General features: G+C 59.2%; 17 protein-coding genes. 6 read left to right on the top strand and 11 right to left on the bottom strand.

The features are described 5' to 3' along the window. Positions 1–81: 81 nt before the first annotated feature. The gene (locus tag ACIQVE_RS01060; protein WP_402803670.1) at positions 82–609 is read left to right on the top strand and encodes a hypothetical protein; all 528 of its coding nucleotides are present in this window, start codon (positions 82–84) and stop codon (positions 607–609) included. A gap of 60 nt (positions 610–669) precedes the next feature. Here the strand turns inward: ACIQVE_RS01060 and ACIQVE_RS01055 are convergent, their stop codons facing one another. Together ACIQVE_RS01055 and ACIQVE_RS01050 are read right to left on the bottom strand one after the other, a co-directional pair. Continuing rightward, on the bottom strand, positions 670–2,055 hold the full coding sequence (locus ACIQVE_RS01055) for a GTPase/DUF3482 domain-containing protein (RefSeq protein ID WP_402803669.1): 1,386 nt from the start codon (positions 2,053–2,055) through the stop codon (positions 670–672). After that, positions 2,048–3,427 carry a DUF2868 domain-containing protein gene (locus ACIQVE_RS01050; RefSeq protein WP_402803667.1) on the bottom strand — a complete coding sequence of 460 codons (1,380 nt, stop codon included), beginning with the start codon at positions 3,425–3,427 and terminating at the stop codon, positions 2,048–2,050. The genes ACIQVE_RS01055 and ACIQVE_RS01050 overlap by 8 nt, the downstream gene beginning before the upstream one ends. 85 nt (positions 3,428–3,512) lie before the next feature. Here ACIQVE_RS01050 and ACIQVE_RS01045 point away from each other — a divergent pair, with 85 nt between their 5' ends. Further along, positions 3,513–4,025 (top strand): dihydrofolate reductase, encoded by a 513-nt coding sequence (locus ACIQVE_RS01045; protein WP_210700624.1) that lies wholly within the window; start codon positions 3,513–3,515, stop codon positions 4,023–4,025. Positions 4,026–4,129: 104 nt separating this feature from the next. Here ACIQVE_RS01045 and ACIQVE_RS01040 read toward each other — a convergent pair whose 3' ends face one another. Then, positions 4,130–5,521, bottom strand: coding sequence for an L-cystine transporter (locus tag ACIQVE_RS01040; RefSeq protein WP_402803666.1), 1,392 nt, complete (start codon positions 5,519–5,521; stop codon positions 4,130–4,132). Between the two features lie 252 nt (positions 5,522–5,773). On the opposite strand from ACIQVE_RS01040, the gene ACIQVE_RS01035 reads away from it, so the two are divergent. Then, the gene (locus ACIQVE_RS01035) at positions 5,774–6,835 is read left to right on the top strand and encodes a haloacid dehalogenase-like hydrolase (protein WP_402803664.1); all 1,062 of its coding nucleotides are present in this window, start codon (positions 5,774–5,776) and stop codon (positions 6,833–6,835) included. 191 nt (positions 6,836–7,026) lie between these two features. On the opposite strand, the gene ilvD is transcribed toward ACIQVE_RS01035, so the two are convergent. The 6 genes from ilvD to ACIQVE_RS01005 form a co-directional block, all read right to left on the bottom strand. After that, the gene (ilvD, locus tag ACIQVE_RS01030; RefSeq protein WP_402803662.1) at positions 7,027–8,868 is read right to left on the bottom strand and encodes a dihydroxy-acid dehydratase; all 1,842 of its coding nucleotides are present in this window, start codon (positions 8,866–8,868) and stop codon (positions 7,027–7,029) included. Between the two features lie 256 nt (positions 8,869–9,124). Continuing rightward, a complete protein-coding gene (locus ACIQVE_RS01025; protein WP_402803660.1) occupies positions 9,125–10,357 on the bottom strand; it encodes an MFS transporter in 1,233 nt (410 codons plus the stop codon). Next, positions 10,350–11,327 carry a diiron oxygenase gene (locus tag ACIQVE_RS01020; protein WP_402803658.1) on the bottom strand — a complete coding sequence of 326 codons (978 nt, stop codon included), beginning with the start codon at positions 11,325–11,327 and terminating at the stop codon, positions 10,350–10,352. Before ACIQVE_RS01020 ends, ACIQVE_RS01025 begins: the two co-directional genes overlap by 8 nt. Further along, a complete protein-coding gene (locus ACIQVE_RS01015; RefSeq protein ID WP_402803656.1) occupies positions 11,324–12,394 on the bottom strand; it encodes a SagB family peptide dehydrogenase in 1,071 nt (356 codons plus the stop codon). The genes ACIQVE_RS01020 and ACIQVE_RS01015 overlap by 4 nt, the downstream gene beginning before the upstream one ends. Before the next feature lie 451 nt (positions 12,395–12,845). Further along, entirely contained in the window at positions 12,846–14,042 is a 1,197-nt protein-coding gene (locus ACIQVE_RS01010) for a class I SAM-dependent rRNA methyltransferase (protein WP_402803654.1), read from the bottom strand. Between the two features lie 242 nt (positions 14,043–14,284). Then, on the bottom strand, positions 14,285–14,824 hold the full coding sequence (locus ACIQVE_RS01005; protein WP_402803652.1) for a type 1 glutamine amidotransferase domain-containing protein: 540 nt from the start codon (positions 14,822–14,824) through the stop codon (positions 14,285–14,287). A gap of 228 nt (positions 14,825–15,052) precedes the next feature. On the opposite strand from ACIQVE_RS01005, the gene ACIQVE_RS01000 reads away from it, so the two are divergent. From ACIQVE_RS01000 to ACIQVE_RS00990, 3 genes are all read left to right on the top strand, one after another. Continuing rightward, the gene (locus ACIQVE_RS01000; protein WP_402803699.1) at positions 15,053–15,865 is read left to right on the top strand and encodes an HDOD domain-containing protein; all 813 of its coding nucleotides are present in this window, start codon (positions 15,053–15,055) and stop codon (positions 15,863–15,865) included. 12 nt (positions 15,866–15,877) lie between these two features. Beyond that, positions 15,878–16,690 carry a bifunctional DNA-formamidopyrimidine glycosylase/DNA-(apurinic or apyrimidinic site) lyase gene (gene mutM, locus ACIQVE_RS00995; RefSeq protein WP_402803650.1) on the top strand — a complete coding sequence of 271 codons (813 nt, stop codon included), beginning with the start codon at positions 15,878–15,880 and terminating at the stop codon, positions 16,688–16,690. Between the two features lie 70 nt (positions 16,691–16,760). Continuing rightward, on the top strand, positions 16,761–17,084 hold the full coding sequence (locus ACIQVE_RS00990; RefSeq protein ID WP_402803648.1) for a multidrug transporter: 324 nt from the start codon (positions 16,761–16,763) through the stop codon (positions 17,082–17,084). Between the two features lie 126 nt (positions 17,085–17,210). On the opposite strand, the gene ACIQVE_RS00985 is transcribed toward ACIQVE_RS00990, so the two are convergent. Both ACIQVE_RS00985 and coaD read right to left on the bottom strand, forming a co-directional pair. Next, positions 17,211–17,462, bottom strand: a complete 252-nt coding sequence (locus ACIQVE_RS00985; protein ID WP_402803646.1) for a YfhL family 4Fe-4S dicluster ferredoxin — start codon at positions 17,460–17,462, stop codon at positions 17,211–17,213. 102 nt (positions 17,463–17,564) lie between these two features. Beyond that, positions 17,565–18,044 carry a pantetheine-phosphate adenylyltransferase gene (gene coaD / locus ACIQVE_RS00980; protein WP_150593581.1) on the bottom strand — a complete coding sequence of 160 codons (480 nt, stop codon included), beginning with the start codon at positions 18,042–18,044 and terminating at the stop codon, positions 17,565–17,567. Positions 18,045–18,125: the final 81 nt, after the last annotated feature.

Raw genomic sequence — 18,125 nt, 5'->3', positions numbered from 1 at the left:
ACAAGCGACATCGATATCTCGGACAGAGCTGAAGAAGTCATTGATCTAACGTGAGGGTTTTCTTCATTCAAGGTTTACCCCATGCGTTATCTCAAAGTAACTGCTCAAGACCGAAGTGCGAATAACCGGGCGGACACTCTGCTCCTGCATTTTTTCGAGGAAAACAGCGGAGCCGAAGACACGTTGATTCACCGGGCCTATGCATTGGATATCACTGCCGATGGCAAAGTCGATTTCCAGGCGGGTGATGTCAACAATGATGGCAAGGAAAACATCAAGGATGAGCGTTTGCTCAAGTCATTCGCCAACGCCTTTGTGCAGCTCAACTGGTTCAATCCTGGCGCAACAGGGCAGCGTTACATGAAGGTTTACGCCCAAGACTTTTACGCTGACGGTACGCCGGACACCGTTCGGCTGCACCTCTACGAAGGCACGCCGATGGAGCAGCGTACGCTTGCTTCATGGCACGCCGCATATGACCTGGACAATGACAGCAAACTTGAATGGAACATCCACCACGATATCAACCAGGATGGCGTCATCGATGCGGTGGATGATCGGCTGGTAGCGACACTTGCTGAAACCTTCCTGAAGTTTCAATGGAAGTGATCGCACAGACCTTTTGATGTGAACTGTCGAGTTGCGCATGCGAGGGGAGGGGGCAGCGATCTAAAGCTCAAGCACCTTCCCAACCAACCCCTCAATCTGCTCCTGCCGCTCAGCCTGGTTCAACTTCGCCTGCGGATTGAGCGATGACCACTGCGGATGCGCCCGCGCCTTGCTCAACGCCTCGGGCAACTTGCCCTCACGCCAGGTTTTGTCCTGCGGCGTAGCCACTTGAACAGCGTCCATCGCCGCATGCCCACGCTGATCAAGCGCCAACAACAACTGGCGCTGACGCAATGCCAACAGCCGCAACACGCCATCATCCACCGTCAATTCCCGTTGCCCTTTGATCTTGCCGAGCAAGCGACTGCCATAACTGCGCGCCGTTTGCAGCGCCCCGCCCGCAATCGCTCCAGCCAATGCCGCAGCGCCGAGGGTAATCCCGCCGACCAGCAAATCCACCCCAGCCCCGGCCGCCGCACCGGCAGCGATACCGCTGCCAACCCGCACACCGAGCTGCTTCAACGTCTCGGGATTGAACAGGTCATCGCCCCAGCGCCCGTCGAGCAACGGCAAATCGCTGGCCGCTGCATCTTGTGGGCGAAACGCGTACAGCTTGAGCAGCGCCTCGACGCACTTCTGTTCGCGTTGACGCACAGCCTTGCGCAGTTCGCTGATGGCTTGCTGTTCCTGCTCGGCCTCGCTGACCACACTGCGCCGGCACGCGGCGCAGTCGATCAGCAATTCTGCGATCAGCCGTGCAGCGCTTTGCTGGCGTGCGAGACGCTGAGCCTGTTGATCGGCGATCAACCGCTCCAGTTGTGGCCGCGCATTTTCCAGCAGTAGCGCCAGGCTTTCATACAGCCGCCGCTCGCCATCCTCCGGCGGCGCGACGCTGTCGAAACGCACCAGCGCATGCAGGCCGAGGCGCGCCAACGCCTCGCGCCAATCCGGCTCGCGATGGTTGGCGCTGCTGACGAAATTCAGTACCGGCAGCAGCGGCTTGCCGCAACTGGCGAGCACTTCCAGTTCGTCGCGATATTTGGCCAGCACCGGTTCACGGGCGTCGATCACATACAAACCGGCGTCCGAGGCGAGCAGTTGCCGCAGGACTTTGGCTTCCTGCTCGAAGCGCTGGCGCGCCTCACTGCCGTCGAGAAACCGCGCCAGCCGCGCCGGGCCATCCAGGCGTTCGCCGGGGCGCTCCACGCGTTCGAGAAAATCCAGCAGGGCGATGGCGTCTTCCAGCCCCGGCGTGTCGTAGAGGTCGAGCAACGGCTCGCCATCGACCGACAATCGCGCGCCTTCGACATGCCGCGTGGTGCTCGGTCGATGGGAGACTTCGCCGAAGCCGACATCGCGGGTCAGCGTGCGCAACAGCGACGTCTTGCCGACGTTGGTGTGGCCAACCACTGCCAGTTTCAGCGGGGCTTTGCGGGCGTCAGTCATGTCCGGTCTCCAGCCAGTTCAGCGGCGCGCTATCGGCAAACTTCAGCTCAAGCTGTTGCAGCGCGAGGTGCCAGTCGCCGAGGCGTTCGGCATCCAGTGCTGCACCGGGCGGCGGTTGCAGTAGCCAGACGCGAGTTTCGCCAGCGCTGCGCGCCAATTCGGCGATCAGCGCGAGGCTGCCGCGATCCGGCGAGCGCTGGGGATCGCAGGCGATGGCCAGCCGCGCTGGGGGGAAACGGCTGAGTTGTTCGAGGAGTTTGTGCCGCGACTCGCGGCTGTCGAGAATGCCGGCGTTGCTGACTTTTTTCGGCAGCGCGGGCGGCCATGGGCGTTGCTCGTCGAGTTCGATCGCCACCAGCAACGCACCTTCGCTGGCGCCTTCGCTGACGCCGCTTTCGACGCGATGCATTTGCGCCGGCTCCGGGTCGTTGACGCCGAGGCGTTCACTGCTCGGCATCAGGCGTTCGCGCAATTGCGCGTAGCCGGGCAGGTTCAGGTCCAGGCGCAAGCGGTCGCGACCGCGTTTCCAGCGCCAGCGGCAGAACAACATCAGTATCAGACGCGGCAAGACGCCGTAGATCAGCACCGCGCCGACCAGCCATATCGCCCACATCTGGCGAACCAGAACGCGGTTGTAATCGGTATCCAGCGTCACGCGAATCATGTCGACGCTCGGCGCGCTCCAGCCCAAGGCATGGGGTATGACCGTCAATGCATCTGTCAGGGCAACGAAGAAATCGGCGCCAAACAGCGTGCTTTCCCAAATGAAGTCATAGCGCTTGGCGGCCATCAGCAGCACCAGCATGGTCAGGGCGCTGAGCATGATTACCAGCCACAGGCCATTGACCAGCGCGCCGAGCGCCCAGCGGTTGAGTTTGTGCCGTTGTAGCAACACCAGCAGGGCGGGCGGTAACTGCGCGGCTTTGGCATCCCGGGCAAATTTTTCGCTAAGCCACAACCAGAGCCGGCCGAGTGCGGCACTGTGTTCACCGGCGAACAGCAAGCCCAGCCCCCAACTCAGCAGCAGAATCAGATTCACCCCGAGCAACGTGCCCAGCGCCCAGAAAATATTCACCGGTCGCGTGCCGTCGCCCAACGTGGAAAATGCCATGCCGGCCCCGGTGACGCAGGCCAGCAGCACCATCACCACCAACGCCAGACGCGCGCCTTGCAGCCAGTGTTTGAGGGCTGCGGTCAGTCCGTCACGCTCGGCCAGCCACAACGCGCGGTGTTGAATGCGGTTCGGCAGATCACCACCGGCCGCGCGGGCCAGGCGATTGGCTTCCAGATCATCCAGGCTGCCCGCGTGTTCTTCGCGCAGGCGCACGGTTTCGGTCAGCCAGAGGTTTTGCAGAGGAGTCAGTTCAGTCACGCGCCATTCCGTCGCTCAATTGAGTCGAGAGCATAACCGCTGTGGCGCTTATCGGGGTAAGCGAGGCTCTGGTATCCTCGCTGGCATGACTAAATCACTCCCCCTCAGCCTGATCGCGGCCCTCGGTGAAAACCGTGTGATCGGCGTCGACAACAGCATGCCCTGGCACCTGCCGGGCGACTTCAAATACTTCAAGGCCACCACGCTCGGCAAGCCGATCATCATGGGCCGCAAGACCTGGGACTCGCTCGGTCGTCCACTGCCGGGGCGCTTGAACATCGTGGTCAGCCGTCAGGCCGATCTGGTGCTCGAAGGTGCAGAGGTTTATCCGTCGCTGGAAGCTGCGGTGGTTCGCGCTGAAGAGTGGGCGAAAGAGCAGGGCGTCGATGAGCTGATGCTGATTGGCGGGGCGCAGTTGTATGCGCAAGGACTGGCGCAGGCGGATCGTTTGTATCTGACCCGTGTGGCGCTGAGCCCGGAAGGCGATGCGTGGTTTCCGGAGTTTGATTTGAACCAGTGGAAACTGGTGTCGAACGTGGCGAATCCGGCTGAGGGCGACAAACCCGCCTACAACTTCGAAGTCTGGGAAAAAGCCTAAAACTGTGGCGAGGGGATTTATCCCCGTTGGGTTGCGTAGCAGCCCCAAAATAATGGGGTCGCTTCGCAACCCAACGGGGATAAATCCCCTCGCCACAAGATCATTTAAGCGTGAGCAAGCTCCGCATGCTCATCGGCATTCAGCAGTTCTTTATCGGTCTGCTGCATCACCTGGCTGGTAATCGCGCCAGCCGTGATCGAACCACTCACGTTCAACGCCGTACGACCCATGTCGATCAGCGGCTCAACCGAAATCAGCAACGCGACCAAAGACACTGGCAAGCCCATCGCCGGAAGCACGATCAGCGCTGCAAACGTCGCGCCGCCACCTACGCCCGCCACACCGGCCGAACTCAGGGTCACGATCGCCACCAGGGTCGCGATCCACAGCGGATCCAGCGGGTTGATGCCGACAGTCGGCGCAACCATCACCGCCAACATTGCCGGGTACAGACCTGCGCAGCCGTTCTGGCCGATGGTCGCACCGAACGATGCTGCGAAGCTCGCCACAGACTGCGGAATACCCAGACGACGGGTCTGCGCTTCAATGCTCAGCGGAATGCTCGCGGCACTGGAACGGCTGGTGAACGCGAACGTCAGCACCGGCCAGATCTTGCGGAAGAAACGCAGGGGGTTGATCCCGGCGGCCGATACCAGCAGGCCGTGCACGACGAACATCAGGCCCAGCCCGAGGTACGACACCACCACGAAACTGCCGAGCTTGATGATGTCTTGCAGGTTGGAACCGGCGACCACTTTGGTCATCAGCGCCAGCACGCCGTATGGAGTCAGCTTCATCACCAGACGCACCAGACGCATCACCCAGGCTTGCAGGGTATCGATGGCGTTGATCACTTTCTGACCTTTTTCGACGTCATCCTTGAGCAGTTGCAGCGCGGCAACCCCCAGGAACGCCGCGAAAATCACCACGCTGATGATCGAGGTCGGCTTGGCCCGGGCCAGATCGGCGAACGGGTTTTGCGGGATGAACGACAGCAGCAGTTGCGGCACATTCAGGTCGGCAACCTTGCCGGCGTAGTCAGTCTGAATGGTTTGCAGACGGGCCATTTCCTGCGTGCCGGCGACCAGGCCTTCAGCGGTGAGGCCGAACAGGTTGGTCAGGCCGATGCCGATCAGCGCCGCAATGGCGGTGGTGAACAGCAGCGTGCCGATGGTCAGGAAGCTGATCTTGCCCAACGATGATGCGTTGTGCAGGCGGGCCACGGCGCTGAGGATCGAGGCGAACACCAGCGGGATGACGATCATTTGCAGCAACTGCACGTAGCCGTTGCCGACCAGATCGAACCAGCCGATCGAAGCTTTCAGTACCGGGTTGCCGGCACCGTAAATCGTGTGCAGCGCGACGCCGAAGGCTACGCCGAGCAACAGCGCGAGCAGGACTTTTTTCGCCAGACTCCACGAGGTGTGGCGGGTTTGCGCCAGACCGAAGAGCAGGGCGAGGAACACCAGCAGGTTGAGAATCAACGGTAGATTCATGAGAACTCCAGAGAAGACTATGCCAACAGCCTTCCGGGGCTGCTGCGAACCGGCAAGCGTAACAGCTTGAAAAATAATGATTTAATACCGAAAACGTATGGTGATCGTCGTTTTTGGAATAAGCCTGTGTCGCTCCCGGCAATGCATCTGGCGCAAATAGGGGCGGCGGCGGTCGCTGACAGATGAGGACTGTCACACGTATTTGTTAGCGTCGATCTCTTTGAATCTGGGTCTTTCAAGGGAGAAATGCCAATGAAGTTCGCACCGAAATTTCTGGCGGTTGCACTGACTGTGGGGTTGGGGCTGGCCGGTCAGGCCTTCGCCACCGACCTGAAACACTGGCCAGCCGATCAGGCCAAGGCGCTGGACGCGATGATCGCGGCCAACGCCAACAAGGGTAACTACGCGGTGTTCGACATGGACAACACCAGTTACCGCTACGACCTCGAAGAGTCCTTGTTGCCGTTCATGGAGAACAAGGGCCTGATCACCCGCGACAAACTCGACCCCTCCCTGAAACTGATGCCGTTCAAGGACACCGCCGACCACAAGGAAAGCCTGTTCAGTTACTACTATCGTCTTTGCGAAGTTGACGACATGGTTTGCTACCCGTGGGTGGCGCAGGTGTTCTCCGGCTTCACCCTCAAGGAACTCAAAGGCTACGTCGATGAACTGATGGCCTCGGGCAAACCGATTCCGGCCACGTATTACGAAGGCGATGTGGTCAAGAAACTCGACGTCAATCCGCCGAAGATCTTTACCGGCCAGCAAGAGCTGTACAACAAGCTGATGGAGAACGGCATCGAGGTCTACGTGATGACCGCCGCCTCTGAAGAGTTGGTGCGCATGGTCGCGGCGGATCCGAAGTACGGCTACAACGTCAAACCGCAAAATGTCATCGGCGTGAGTCTGCTGCTGAAGAACCGCGAGACCAACGAGCTGACCACTGCACGCAAGCAGATCACTGCGGGCAAATATGACGAGAAGGCCAACCTTGGCCTGGAGCTGACTCCGTACCTGTGGACGCCGGCGACCTGGATGGCCGGCAAGCACGCGGCGATCCTGACCTACATCGATGAGTGGAAAAAACCGGTATTGGTCGGCGGCGATACGCCAACCAGCGACGGTTACATGCTGTTCCACGATGTTGACGTGGCCAAGGGCGGCATTCACTTGTGGATCAACCGCAAGGACAAGTACATGACGCAAATCAACGGCATGATGGCCAAGCATGCTGCGGCGCAGGCCAAGGAAGGTTTGCCGGTGACGGCGGACAAGAACTGGGTGATCGTCAAGCCTGAGGAAATTCAGTAACCCCACACTGATCCAATGTGGGAGCGAGCTTGCTCGCGAATGCGCCGTGTCAGTCACCCTATTTGTTTCTGACATACCGCTTTCGCGAGCAAGCTCGCTCCCACAGTTTAATCTCCAGGGTCTGGTAGTTTTCGCCAGGCAAAAAAATGCCCCGCACTTTGGCGGGGCATTTTTGTTTCTGCGGTTGACGCTTACAAGGCGTCGAGCATCGCTTTGTCACGCACAGCACCTTTGTCGGCACTGGTCGCCAGCAGGGCATAGGCCTTCAGCGCTGTAGTGACTTTGCGTGGGCGGATTTCCACTGGTTTCCAGCCTTTCTTGTCCTGCTCGACCCGGCGTGCGGCGAGTTCTTCGTCGCTGATCAACAGGTTGATCGAGCGGTTCGGAATGTCGATCAGCACCTTGTCGCCATCCTGCACCAGACCGATCGCACCGCCGGCTGCTGCTTCTGGCGAAGCGTGGCCGATGGACAGGCCCGAGGTGCCGCCGGAGAAACGGCCGTCGGTGAGCAGGGCGCAAGCTTTGCCCAGACCTTTGGATTTCAGGTACGAGGTCGGGTAGAGCATTTCCTGCATGCCCGGGCCGCCCTTTGGGCCTTCGTAGCGAATGATGACGATGTCGCCTTCTTTCACTTCGTCGGCGAGGATGCCGCGTACGGCGCTGTCCTGGCTTTCGAAGATCTTCGCGTTGCCTTCGAAGACGTGGATCGACTCGTCGACGCCGGCAGTTTTCACCACGCAGCCATCGAGGGCGATGTTGCCGTATAGCACGGCCAGGCCACCTTCTTTCGAATAGGCGTGCTCGAAACTGCGGATGCAGCCGTTTTCACGGTCGTCATCGAGGGTTTCCCAACGTGTCGACTGGCTGAAAGCCGTCTGGGTCGGGATGCCGCCAGGTCCGGCCTTGAAGAAGTGATGCACGGCTTCATCGTCAGTTTGGGTGATGTCCCACTTGGCGATGGCTTCTTCCATGCTGCGGCTGTGCACGGTCGGCAGGTCGGTGTGCAGCAGGCCGCCACGGGCCAGTGAACCGAGGATGCTGAAGATGCCGCCGGCACGGTGCACGTCTTCCATGTGGTACTTCTGGATGTTCGGCGCGACCTTGCACAGTTGCGGCACGATACGCGACAGGCGATCAATGTCACGCAGGTCGAAATCGATTTCGGCTTCCTGGGCGGCAGCCAGCAAATGCAGGATGGTGTTGGTCGAACCGCCCATGGCGATGTCGAGCATCATCGCGTTCTCGAATGCCTTGAAGTTGGCGATGTTGCGCGGCAATACCGACTCGTCGTTCTCGGTGTAGTAGCGCTTGCACAGCTCGACGATGGTGCGGCCGGCCTGCAGGAACAGTTGTTCGCGGTCGCTGTGGGTCGCGAGGGTCGAACCGTTGCCCGGCAGTGCCAGGCCGAGGGCTTCGGTCAGGCAGTTCATCGAGTTGGCGGTGAACATGCCGGAGCACGAACCGCAGGTAGGGCAGGCGCTGCGCTCGTACTCAGCGACTTTCTCGTCAGAAGCGCTGGAGTCGGCGGCGATCACCATGGCATCGACGAGGTCGAGGCCGTGGGACGCGAGTTTGGTCTTGCCGGCTTCCATCGGGCCACCGGAAACGAAGATCACCGGAATGTTCAGGCGCAAAGCCGCCATCAACATGCCCGGGGTGATCTTGTCGCAGTTGGAGATGCAGACGATGGCGTCGGCGCAGTGGGCGTTGACCATGTACTCGACGGAGTCGGCGATGATCTCGCGGCTCGGCAGCGAATAGAGCATGCCGTCGTGGCCCATGGCGATGCCGTCATCCACGGCGATGGTGTTGAATTCCTTGGCCACACCACCGGCTCGTTCGATTTCACGGGCGACCAGTTGGCCCAGATCCTTGAGGTGCACATGGCCCGGTACGAACTGGGTGAACGAGTTGGCAATGGCGATGATCGGCTTTTTGAAGTCGTCATCTTTCATCCCGGTGGCGCGCCACAGTGCGCGGGCGCCGGCCATGTTGCGGCCGTGGGTGGATGTTTTCGAACGGTAATCAGGCATGGAGCACTCCGGGCGGCTAGTCAGGTATCAAAAGGGAGTGAGCTTCTATTGACGTCTGGAACACTCAGAAATGGCCGTGTGTCCGGAAGTTGCCGATGACTTTGCGGGATCGCCGCTTGCCTCAGCCTGAGCTCATAAACCCGCCGGGGGATGAATGGCGATGAATGAAGCGATTCTACACCGCTGGCGTCTGGAGGGAATGGCGCAAAGTGTTGTTCCAGTGCCGACGGTGCTTGCAGCATGACGACCGGCAGGATTAATCGCTACTCGGCTGCACGATCGCGTTGGTCTGAAGGTTTCTTGCTCGACGGCTGATGCCACTGTTCAATGCCAGCGCCACGCAACTGAGCAGCACAAAGCTATAACCCAGGGTGGATTGCAGATTGGCAGGACTGAGGCTAATCAGCGCGCTGATCAGTCCGCCGCAAATGAAGATCATGGTGCTGCCGGCCGAGGCCGAGGTGCCGGCGTTATCGGGAAACAAAGCCATCGCCCGAGAGGTAGCGGCCGGCCGGGAGATGGTAGTGCCAGCGGTACAAATCAGCATCGGGATTAGCACCGCAATCGGGGTCAACGCATGATTGGCCGCCAGATACAGCGTCAGCAGCCCCGACAGCAGGATCAGACTCAGCCCCATAATGATTTGCCGACCGGGTGTGATGCGTCGGTTCAGCACTGAGGCGATGATGCCGCCGGCAACATAGGCTGCACCGTAAATCAGCAGAATCAGCGAAAAGTCATACGGCGCGAGTTGCAATTGATCCATGAAGATCAGCGGCGAAATAACGATGAACGAGAAGTGGCAGGCGAAGGCAAACGCTGATATCAGCCAGTAACTGACGAACTCGAAACTCCCCAGCACCCTTCGGTAGGACTGAATGAAACCAAGGCGTTCGCCGCTGCTGGCCGGAGGACTGTTGTCCAGAAGCAACCAGGCTTTGATGAACACCACCGTCGCTAACGCACTGAATACCCAGAAACTGCCGCGCCAGCCGAGTGAGGCTTGCAAAAAGGTACCGGCCAGCGGTGACACCGAAATGAAAATCCCGCTCGCTGTGACCATGAGGATGCGCAGGCGATCGCGCTCTTCACCTTCGAAGAGGTCCTGCACCAGCGCCTGGGACAGCACGAAACAACCGCACCCCACTGCCTGCACCACCCGAAATATCAGGAACAGTGTGTAATCGCTGGTCATCACGCAACCAAGAGCGCCGAGTATCGATACGATCATGCCCGCCAGTAGCAAGCCCTTGCGCCCGATCACGTCGGACAGTGGCCCGATCAGCACCTGGGCAAACGCGATTCCCACGGCGAACAGGCTGATCGACAGCGCAATGTCTGTCGGTGTGTTGCGAAAGTGCGCAGCCAGTGCGGGAAATGAAGGCAGCAGAACATCCAGAGGAAACACGCCAAGCAGCACCATTGCCAATAAAAGGCTGACCGCGTCACGGCGTCGCTTGGCGGTTGCCACTGATTGTCCGTTATCCATCGATCAAACCTGCCTTGGCGAAGCGTTGCTGGTTGGTGGGCCATGCAAAAAAACCGGCTTTTGTCAGGGCGTCCAATGTGGCGGTGGCACCTGAGCGTGCGCGCAGTCGACTGGCTTGCGGGGCCGTCACGCTGGTGATGATGTCGGTCACGGCACTGTCGGCGATACCTGCTTCACGCAGGCTTTGTTGCAGCCAGCGCTCGTCGGCCTCGAAGAACATCCCGATGATCTCCAGCAGCGCTCTGGAGGCAAAGGTTCGCTGGCGGTTATTCAACGCCAGCCATAGATAATGGAATACTTCGGCGAAGTAGCGACTGTGGCGGGCTTCGTCGGCCAGATGATCGCGCAGCATGTCGTTCACGCTGGACACCAGGCTGTTGCGGCAGACGTCCAGCAGCTCCCGGGCAATGATGGTTTCCGAGACGAAGCCGAGGAGAAACCATGCCAGTGGGCGGTTCTGCTCCGAAGTGTGGGCGATCAGTGCGTTCATGCGTGTAATCCGTTTTGGTATCGCCGCACGCCCGATGATCCCGTAGATCCCGGCAATCTGATCGGCGAGACGATCGGAAAACAACGCGTGATAGCCCTCGTCGGTATAGAGCTGGAGCGCGGCGTGCTTCATCGTTTGAGGCACATGAACCGGCAGTTCCCGGTGAACGATGACTTCTACCGCGCGATTGACGATCCGGTGTTCGAGCAGGGTGGTGTAGTCGAGAAAGTGCACCAGATGATTGGCCGTCAGCCGATGCAGCACCTCCCGTCCCGCCGCTTGAATGGCAGGATGCGCCAGGTAGGGCAGGAAGGCCGGTGGAAACCAGTAATGGCTTTCGAGTTGTTGCTGCACATCGTCCGGCAACTGATAGTCGTGAGTACTGGTACGCACCGAGGCTCGGCTGTCCCAGTCCCCCAGGGTGAATTTGAGCGCCCAGGACGTCGGGGCTTCGCTCGGATTGGCAGTAAGTAGAGTCATGCCTGGACCTCGCATAACAGGTCGCGCATTTCCTGGCACATTGCTTGTCCGTCGCTTTTCCCGCAGCCCACAAAGAACAAGGGCTGCTCAGCGCTTCCCTCAAGTTTGAGGTGTGTTTCGACTTGCTCGTCGGCAAATGCGCCGGTCAACCATGTGTTGAGGCCAAGTGCTGTGGCAACCAGTTGAAAGGTTTGCGACAGATGACCGGCTTCCACGAACGCCATGCGATAGGCGCGGGAGTGCCCGTACTTCCACCAGAGCCGATCGAATCGCGCCGTGATGAACAAACCCAGCGGCAGGTTATTGATAAAATGCTGACCACCGAGCAACTGGCCCAGCACCGATTTCGGCAATGGATTGACTCGACTGATGGCGTGTTCGTCCGGGTGGTAGGCGTAAATGCCGGGAGGTATATCGTCGACGTTCTGCACCAGCAGAAAACCTTCGCATGCGTTCAGACCACCACCGGAGGGACTGCTGCGGCGTGCGCCGAGTTCTTCGGCGATGCTGTCATCATCGGTGTCGCGCTCGCGCAGGTAGCCGAGAGTCAGGTAAAGCAGGGTGCTGACGTCATTCAGCGTCATCGCCACACCGGTATAGGAGCGGCAGGTTTTTCGCTGGCGCAACGCGTTGATCAGACTGTCGTCGCGCAAGTCGCCCGGGTCCGGCAACTCGATGCGGTGCGCTGCCTCGCATCGCGGGCGGTTTTTTGCGGGCGCCGAGGTGGCGAGGACTTCGGTGCAGTGCGCCAGGTATTGCCTGGACCACTCATGAACATTCTGTGGGGTGTATTCGCAGGGAATGTTTTGCGTGCCGATATGATAAATCTTCGACAGTTCATCCCAACCCCAATGCGGATTGTCTATTTTTGAAACGGTTAGAATCCCCGCGTTTAACAGTTGTGTGTCTATGATGTTGTGTGTGTCAAATAAGTCGGGGTTGTTTATTAGTTGAGTAAGGCGTGACGCATAATTGAGGTCGAGTTCATGTTGAGTGTGATCTTTGTAGTTCCAGACTATTTGTCCGGGCGAGCGCGGCAATATAAATAAATAAGGATTGATATACATAGGGGTCATTCACTCTGGATAAAGTCGAAAGGACGCCGAGGGGCCGGCACTCCCCAGCGTCCCGACTTACTTAACGGGCTTTAGGCGCAACCAGAAAAGCCAGGTTTGCGATTTTGTCTGTTTCCAGAGAAATGTTTTTCATGATGCGAACTCCTTGTTCGTTGATAGTTGAAGTCACCTCGTGGTGACAACTTCATAATAGTTTGTAATGGAATATTGGCAAGTGGATATTAGGTAGGAATATTCCAGTAATATTGTCGGAGCGATCTTTAGAAGAAGATAGGCTTGTAGGGTAAGTTTCACTAATTAAAAGACGTAAGGAAATGTCCTGCACGTCATTCGGACGCAAGTGTAGGAAGTCGTAATGACAAAGGTGATAGTCGTTGATGAGCTGTCAGGTTCAGACGTAAAGCAAACGGGGAGCCTGGTGGCTCCCCGTCATCCGCATTAATCAGCTGTTAGGCAGCAGGCGGCAGGTGATGCTCTTGATGTAGCGGGTTTCGGCGATGGCCGGATGAACCGGGTGATCCGGGCCCTGACCGCCGCGCTCCAGCATCTGGATATTGCGATCCAGGTGGCGGGCGCTGGTCAGCAGAATGTTCTGCAGATCGTCTTCCGGCAGGTGCATCGAGCACGAAGCGCTGACCAGAATGCCGTCCTTGTTGAGCAGGCGCATGGCTTGCTCGTTCAGGCGACGGTAGGCGCCTTCGCCGTTTTTCATGTCTTTCTTGCGTTTGATGAACGCTGGCGGGTCGGCCACGATCACGTCGAAGCGTTCTTCACTGGCCTTCAGCTCTTTCAAGGCTTCGAAGACATCACCTTCGATGCAGGTCATCTTCTCGGCAAAGCCGTTCAGTGCAGCGTTGCGCTCGACACCGTCGAGGGCGAAAGCCGAGGCATCGACGCAGAACACTTCGCTGGCGCCGAATGCGGCAGCCTGCACGCCCCAGCCACCGATGTAGCTATAGAGGTCGAGTACACGCTTGCCTTTGGCGTATGGCGCCAGGCGTGCGCGGTTCATGCGGTGGTCATAGAACCAACCGGTTTTCTGACCCTGAATGACCGGTGCTTCGAACTTCACGCCGTTCTCTTCCAGTGCGACCCATTCCGGTACCAGACCGAATACGGTTTCGACGTAGCGGTTGAGGCCTTCGGCGTCACGCGCAGCGGAGTCGTTCTTGAACAGAATGCCGCTTGGCTTGAGCACTTGGGTGAGTGCAGCGATCACGTCATCTTTATGCGCTTCCATGGTCGCCGAGGCGATCTGGACCACGAGGATGTCGCCGAAACGGTCGACCACCAGACCCGGCAGCAGGTCGGAATCACCGTACACCAGACGATAGAACGGCTTGTCGAACAGGCGATCGCGCAGCGACAACGCAACATTCAGGCGATGCACCAGCAGGGATTTGTCCAGTTGCACCTTGATGTCGCGGGACACCAGACGGGCGCAGATCAGGTTATTCGGGCTCATCGCCACGATGCCCAGCGGCTTGCCGCCGGCAGCTTCGAGGATCGCCTGATCGCCGGCTTTGAAGCCGTGCAGTGGCGTGGCCGCCACATCGATTTCGTTGCTGTAGACCCACAAGTGGCCGTTGCGCAGGCGACGGTCGGCATTGGCTTTGAGGCGCAGGCTAGGCAGGGACATGACGTCGCTCCGGAAAAAAGAGCGGGAGTATAGCGTGTTGAGTCTTGTGATTGGCCCGCGAATGGACATATGGCTGAAGGAGAGAAGTCCTGTGGCGAGGGTATTTATCCCCGTTGGACGGCGTAGCCGTCCCAAATCAGTCAGCAAGGTGTTCAGGGGGACCGTGTTGTCTGGTTTTGCGACTGCTGCGCAGCCGAACGGGGATGAATCCCCTCGCCACAATGGTTCATGGTGGATTTGGATCAGGCGGACAGGGCGCTGATCAACTCACGACTGAACGCCGGAATATCGTCCGGCTGACGGCTGCTGATCAAGTGGCCATCTCTGACCACTTCCTGATCGACCCAGTTGGCACCTGCATTTACCAAGTCATCCTTGAGCGTTTTATAACTGGTCATGGTTTTGCCATTGACCAGCCCCGCCGAGATCAGCAGCCAACTGCCATGGCAAATCACCGCGATCGGTTTGCCGGCGGAGGTGCCTGTCTTGACCAGGTGCTGGGCATCCTGGTCGATGCGGATGGTGTCGGAATTCTGTACGCCGCCGGGCAACACGATCGCGTCATATTGTTCGCTGCTGGCGGCCTGGAAGGTCTGGTCGACCTTGAAGTCATCCGCCGGTTTGTCATGGTTCCAGCCGGTGACCTTGCCTTCCTCGGCCGAGAGAATATCGACCTGAGCGCCAGCCTGTTCCAGCGCTTGCTTGGGGCCTGTCAATTCAACCTGTTCGAAACCATCGGTTACCAAAAAAGCGACGCGCTTGCCGTTGAGTTGAGTAGCCATCGATAAGCTCCTGAGTCTGTGGGAATTTGCCGCCCCTTGGGACCGAAATGATCCGTTGGGCATTACAGAGTCCGAAGCCGGCGCTTGAATGAAAGTTCCTGACAATTGCCCACTGGTGTGTCGTCCTGCGGTTTTTAGAGGTTAGAATCGCCGCCTGTCCCAGAGTGTGTACTTATGTCCCAAGAGCTGACCGCCGAACAGATTCAACAATCCCTGCAAGGCATCAGCGTGCCCGCGCAGCCGCAGATCATGGTGGATCTGCAAATGGAGCAGTACATGCCTGACCCGGACCTGGAGGTGATCGCCAAGCTGATCGCCCAGGATCCGGGCCTGTCCGGCGCTTTGCTGAAAATCGTCAACTCGCCGTATTACGGCTTGAGCAACAAGATCACCTCGATCCAACGCGCGGTGAACCTGTTGGGCAGTCGTTCGATCATCAACCTGATCAATGCGCAGTCGATCAAGGGCGAGATGAACGACGACACCATCGTCACGCTCAACCGTTTCTGGGACACCGCCCAGGATGTGGCGATGACGTGTCTGACACTGGCCAAACGCATTGGCACTCAGGCCGGCGACGAAGCCTACGCATTGGGCCTGTTCCACGATTGCGGCGTGCCGTTGATGCTGCAGCGCTTCCCCAATTACATGTCTGTTCTGGAAAAGGCCTACGCCCATGCCAGCGCCGAATGCCGGGTAGTGGACACCGAAAACAGCGAGTTCAACACCAACCACGCCGTGGTCGGCTACTACACCGCCAAGTCCTGGCGCCTGCCGGAGCACGTCAGTGCGGCGATTGCCAACCACCACAATGCGCTGGCGATTTTCAGCGACGAGTCGTCGCGCAACAGCCAACTGAAGAACCTATTGGCGATCCTTAAAATGGCCGAGCACATTTGCGCGTCCTATCGGGTGTTGGGCAATCAGACCGAAGATTTCGAATGGATCGCGGTCGGCCCGCTGGTGCTTGATTACGTCGGTCTGTCGGAATACGACTTCGAAACCCTCAAACAAACGATCCGCGACCTCGGCGCGCATTGATTCGAGTACGCCATGCCTGAATTGCCGGAAGTCGAAACCACCCGCCGGGGCATTGCTCCGCATCTGGAGGGCCAGCGTGTCAGCCGGGTGATCGTGCGCGACCGCCGCCTGCGCTGGCCGATCCCTGAAGACCTTGATGTGCGCCTGTCGGGCCAGCGCATCGTGCTGGTGGAACGGCGGGCCAAGTATCTGTTGATCAATGCCGAGGTCGGCACGTTGATCAGCCATTTGGGCATGTCGGGCAATTTACGTCTGGTCGAAGTCGGGTTGCCCGCGCTCAAGCATGAGCATGTCGATATCGAGCTGGAATCCGGTTTGGCCCTGCGCTACACCGATCCACGGCGTTTCGGCGCGATGCTGTGGAGTACCGACCCACTCAATCACGAATTGCTGATTCGTCTCGGGCCGGAGCCGTTGACCGATCTGTTCGATGGTGAACGGTTGTTTCAGCTTTCTCGCGGACGCTCGGTGGCGGTCAAGCCGTTCATCATGGACAACGCAGTGGTGGTCGGGGTTGGCAATATTTATGCGACCGAAGCGCTGTTCGCCGCCGGGATTGATCCGCGTCGCGAGGCCGGGGGCATTTCCCGGGGTCGTTATCTGAAACTGGCGATCGAGATCAAACGCATCCTTGCAGCCGCCATCGAGCGTGGCGGCACCACGTTGCGTGATTTCATCGGCGGCGACGGACAACCGGGGTATTTCCAGCAGGAACTGTTTGTCTATGGCCGTGGTGGCGAGCACTGCAAGGTCTGCGGCACCGGCCTGCGCGAGGTGAAGCTTGGCCAGCGCGCCAGTGTTTTCTGCCCGCGCTGTCAGAGCTGAGGCAACCCGTTCAAAAACATCCTACGGTCTATAGTGAGTTGTCTCACTGTTCAGCCCGAAGGATCGTGCCATGAAATCCTCGCAAGTCGTCTGTGCCGCACTGTTGCTGTGTTCCAGCCTGGCTGTCCAGGCCACGGAAACCGGCAGCGGTGATCCGCGTTACACCATCCAGAACCCACCGGCCTACGCCATGCTTGGCGACTTGCTGATCGCCCGACCTTTACTGGTGGTGGCGACGGTGATCGGTGCGGGGGCGTTTGTGGTTTCGTTGCCGTTTACCGCACTGGGTGGCGGGATTGGCGATGCGGGTCAGGCGTTGGTGGTTGATCCGGCGAGGGCGGCGTTTGTGCGGTGTCTGGGGTGTATCGGGGAGGGGTTTGAGCAGCGCGAATGATCAGGATTTTCTATGTGGCTGGTGGCCTCTTCGCGAGCAAGCTCGCTCCCACGTTGGAATGCATTTCAACTGTGGGAGCGAGCTTGCTCGCGAAGAGGCCCGGGAGAGCACGACAAAACTGACAGGTCAGGCCTTGCCGGTAATCTTGTTGTACTTCTCCATCAACTGCTCTTCAGTCTCCGGATGCGCTTCGTCCAGCGGAATGCAATCCACCGGGCAGACCTGCTGGCACTGCGGTTCGTCGTAATGGCCGACGCACTGGGTGCACAGGTTCGGGTCGATCACGTAGATCTCTTCGCCTTGGGAAATGGCGGCGTTCGGGCCCTCGGGTTCGCAGACGTCGCTGTTGATGCAATCGTCGGTGATGGTCAGGGACATGCTAACTCCAGCCGGGGCGGCAGGCCCGGGCGCTATAAATCAATGCGCGCAATTGTGCCGCATTGGCGCCCGCAGTGCACGCGGGCGCCGTTTGAACGGTCGTTACTTCTTGAAGCGCAGGGTCAGGGCGTCGGCCACGGCCGGGTGCACAAACTTGCTGATATCGCCGCCCAGCGCGGCAATTTCTCGCACCAGTGTCGAAGAAATGAACGAATAACGCTCGGAGGGGGTGAGAAACAGGCTCTCCACATCCGGCGCCAACTGGCGATTCATGTTGGCCAGCTGGAACTCGTATTCGAAGTCCGAGACCGCCCGCAAACCACGCAGGAACACGTTGGCGTTCTGCTCTTTGGCGAAATGCGCCAACAGCGTCGCGAAACCGACCACTTCCACGTTCGGCAGGTGTTTGGTGACCTCACGAGCCAGTTCTACCCTCTGTTCCAGCGGGAACAAAGGGTTCTTCTTGGGGCTGGCGGCGACCGCAATGATCACGTGATCGAACAGGCGCGAGGCGCGTTCGACCAGATCGCCATGGCCCTTGGTAATAGGGTCGAAGGTACCTGGGTACAACACTCGGTTCATCGCGTCGTCCTGGCGGGAGTCCGTTGGGGAGTCGGATGGTATCGCAGCCGTCCCGGTCGGCCAAGTCGCCTGTTGGGTAAG

Source organism: Pseudomonas sp. NPDC098747, assembly GCF_044760045.1.
Taxonomy (GTDB): domain Bacteria; phylum Pseudomonadota; class Gammaproteobacteria; order Pseudomonadales; family Pseudomonadaceae; genus Aquipseudomonas.
Note: the sequence above shows the minus strand (reverse complement) of the source record. Positions and strands in the feature narration are given on the sequence as shown.

Excerpts from the sequence above, each read along its gene's own strand:
- ACIQVE_RS00985 (WP_402803646.1), bottom strand. The coding sequence starts at position 17,462 with ATGTCCCTGACCATCACCGACGATTGCATCAACAGCGACGTCTGCGAA.
- ACIQVE_RS01035 (WP_402803664.1), top strand. The coding sequence starts at position 5,774 with ATGAAGTTCGCACCGAAATTTCTGGCGGTTGCACTGACTGTGGGGTTG.
- coaD (WP_150593581.1), bottom strand. The coding sequence starts at position 18,044 with ATGAACCGAGTGTTGTACCCAGGTACCTTCGACCCTATTACCAAGGGC.
- ACIQVE_RS01020 (WP_402803658.1), bottom strand. The coding sequence starts at position 11,327 with ATGACTCTACTTACTGCCAATCCGAGCGAAGCCCCGACGTCCTGGGCG.
- ACIQVE_RS01060 (WP_402803670.1), top strand. The coding sequence starts at position 82 with ATGCGTTATCTCAAAGTAACTGCTCAAGACCGAAGTGCGAATAACCGG.
- ACIQVE_RS01040 (WP_402803666.1), bottom strand. The coding sequence starts at position 5,521 with ATGAATCTACCGTTGATTCTCAACCTGCTGGTGTTCCTCGCCCTGCTC.
- ACIQVE_RS01010 (WP_402803654.1), bottom strand. The coding sequence starts at position 14,042 with ATGTCCCTGCCTAGCCTGCGCCTCAAAGCCAATGCCGACCGTCGCCTG.
- ACIQVE_RS01005 (WP_402803652.1), bottom strand. The coding sequence starts at position 14,824 with ATGGCTACTCAACTCAACGGCAAGCGCGTCGCTTTTTTGGTAACCGAT.
- ACIQVE_RS01045 (WP_210700624.1), top strand. The coding sequence starts at position 3,513 with ATGACTAAATCACTCCCCCTCAGCCTGATCGCGGCCCTCGGTGAAAAC.
- ACIQVE_RS01025 (WP_402803660.1), bottom strand. The coding sequence starts at position 10,357 with ATGGATAACGGACAATCAGTGGCAACCGCCAAGCGACGCCGTGACGCG.
- ilvD (WP_402803662.1), bottom strand. The coding sequence starts at position 8,868 with ATGCCTGATTACCGTTCGAAAACATCCACCCACGGCCGCAACATGGCC.
- ACIQVE_RS01015 (WP_402803656.1), bottom strand. The coding sequence starts at position 12,394 with ATGTATATCAATCCTTATTTATTTATATTGCCGCGCTCGCCCGGACAA.
- ACIQVE_RS01055 (WP_402803669.1), bottom strand. The coding sequence starts at position 2,055 with ATGACTGACGCCCGCAAAGCCCCGCTGAAACTGGCAGTGGTTGGCCAC.
- mutM (WP_402803650.1), top strand. The coding sequence starts at position 15,878 with ATGCCTGAATTGCCGGAAGTCGAAACCACCCGCCGGGGCATTGCTCCG.
- ACIQVE_RS00990 (WP_402803648.1), top strand. The coding sequence starts at position 16,761 with ATGAAATCCTCGCAAGTCGTCTGTGCCGCACTGTTGCTGTGTTCCAGC.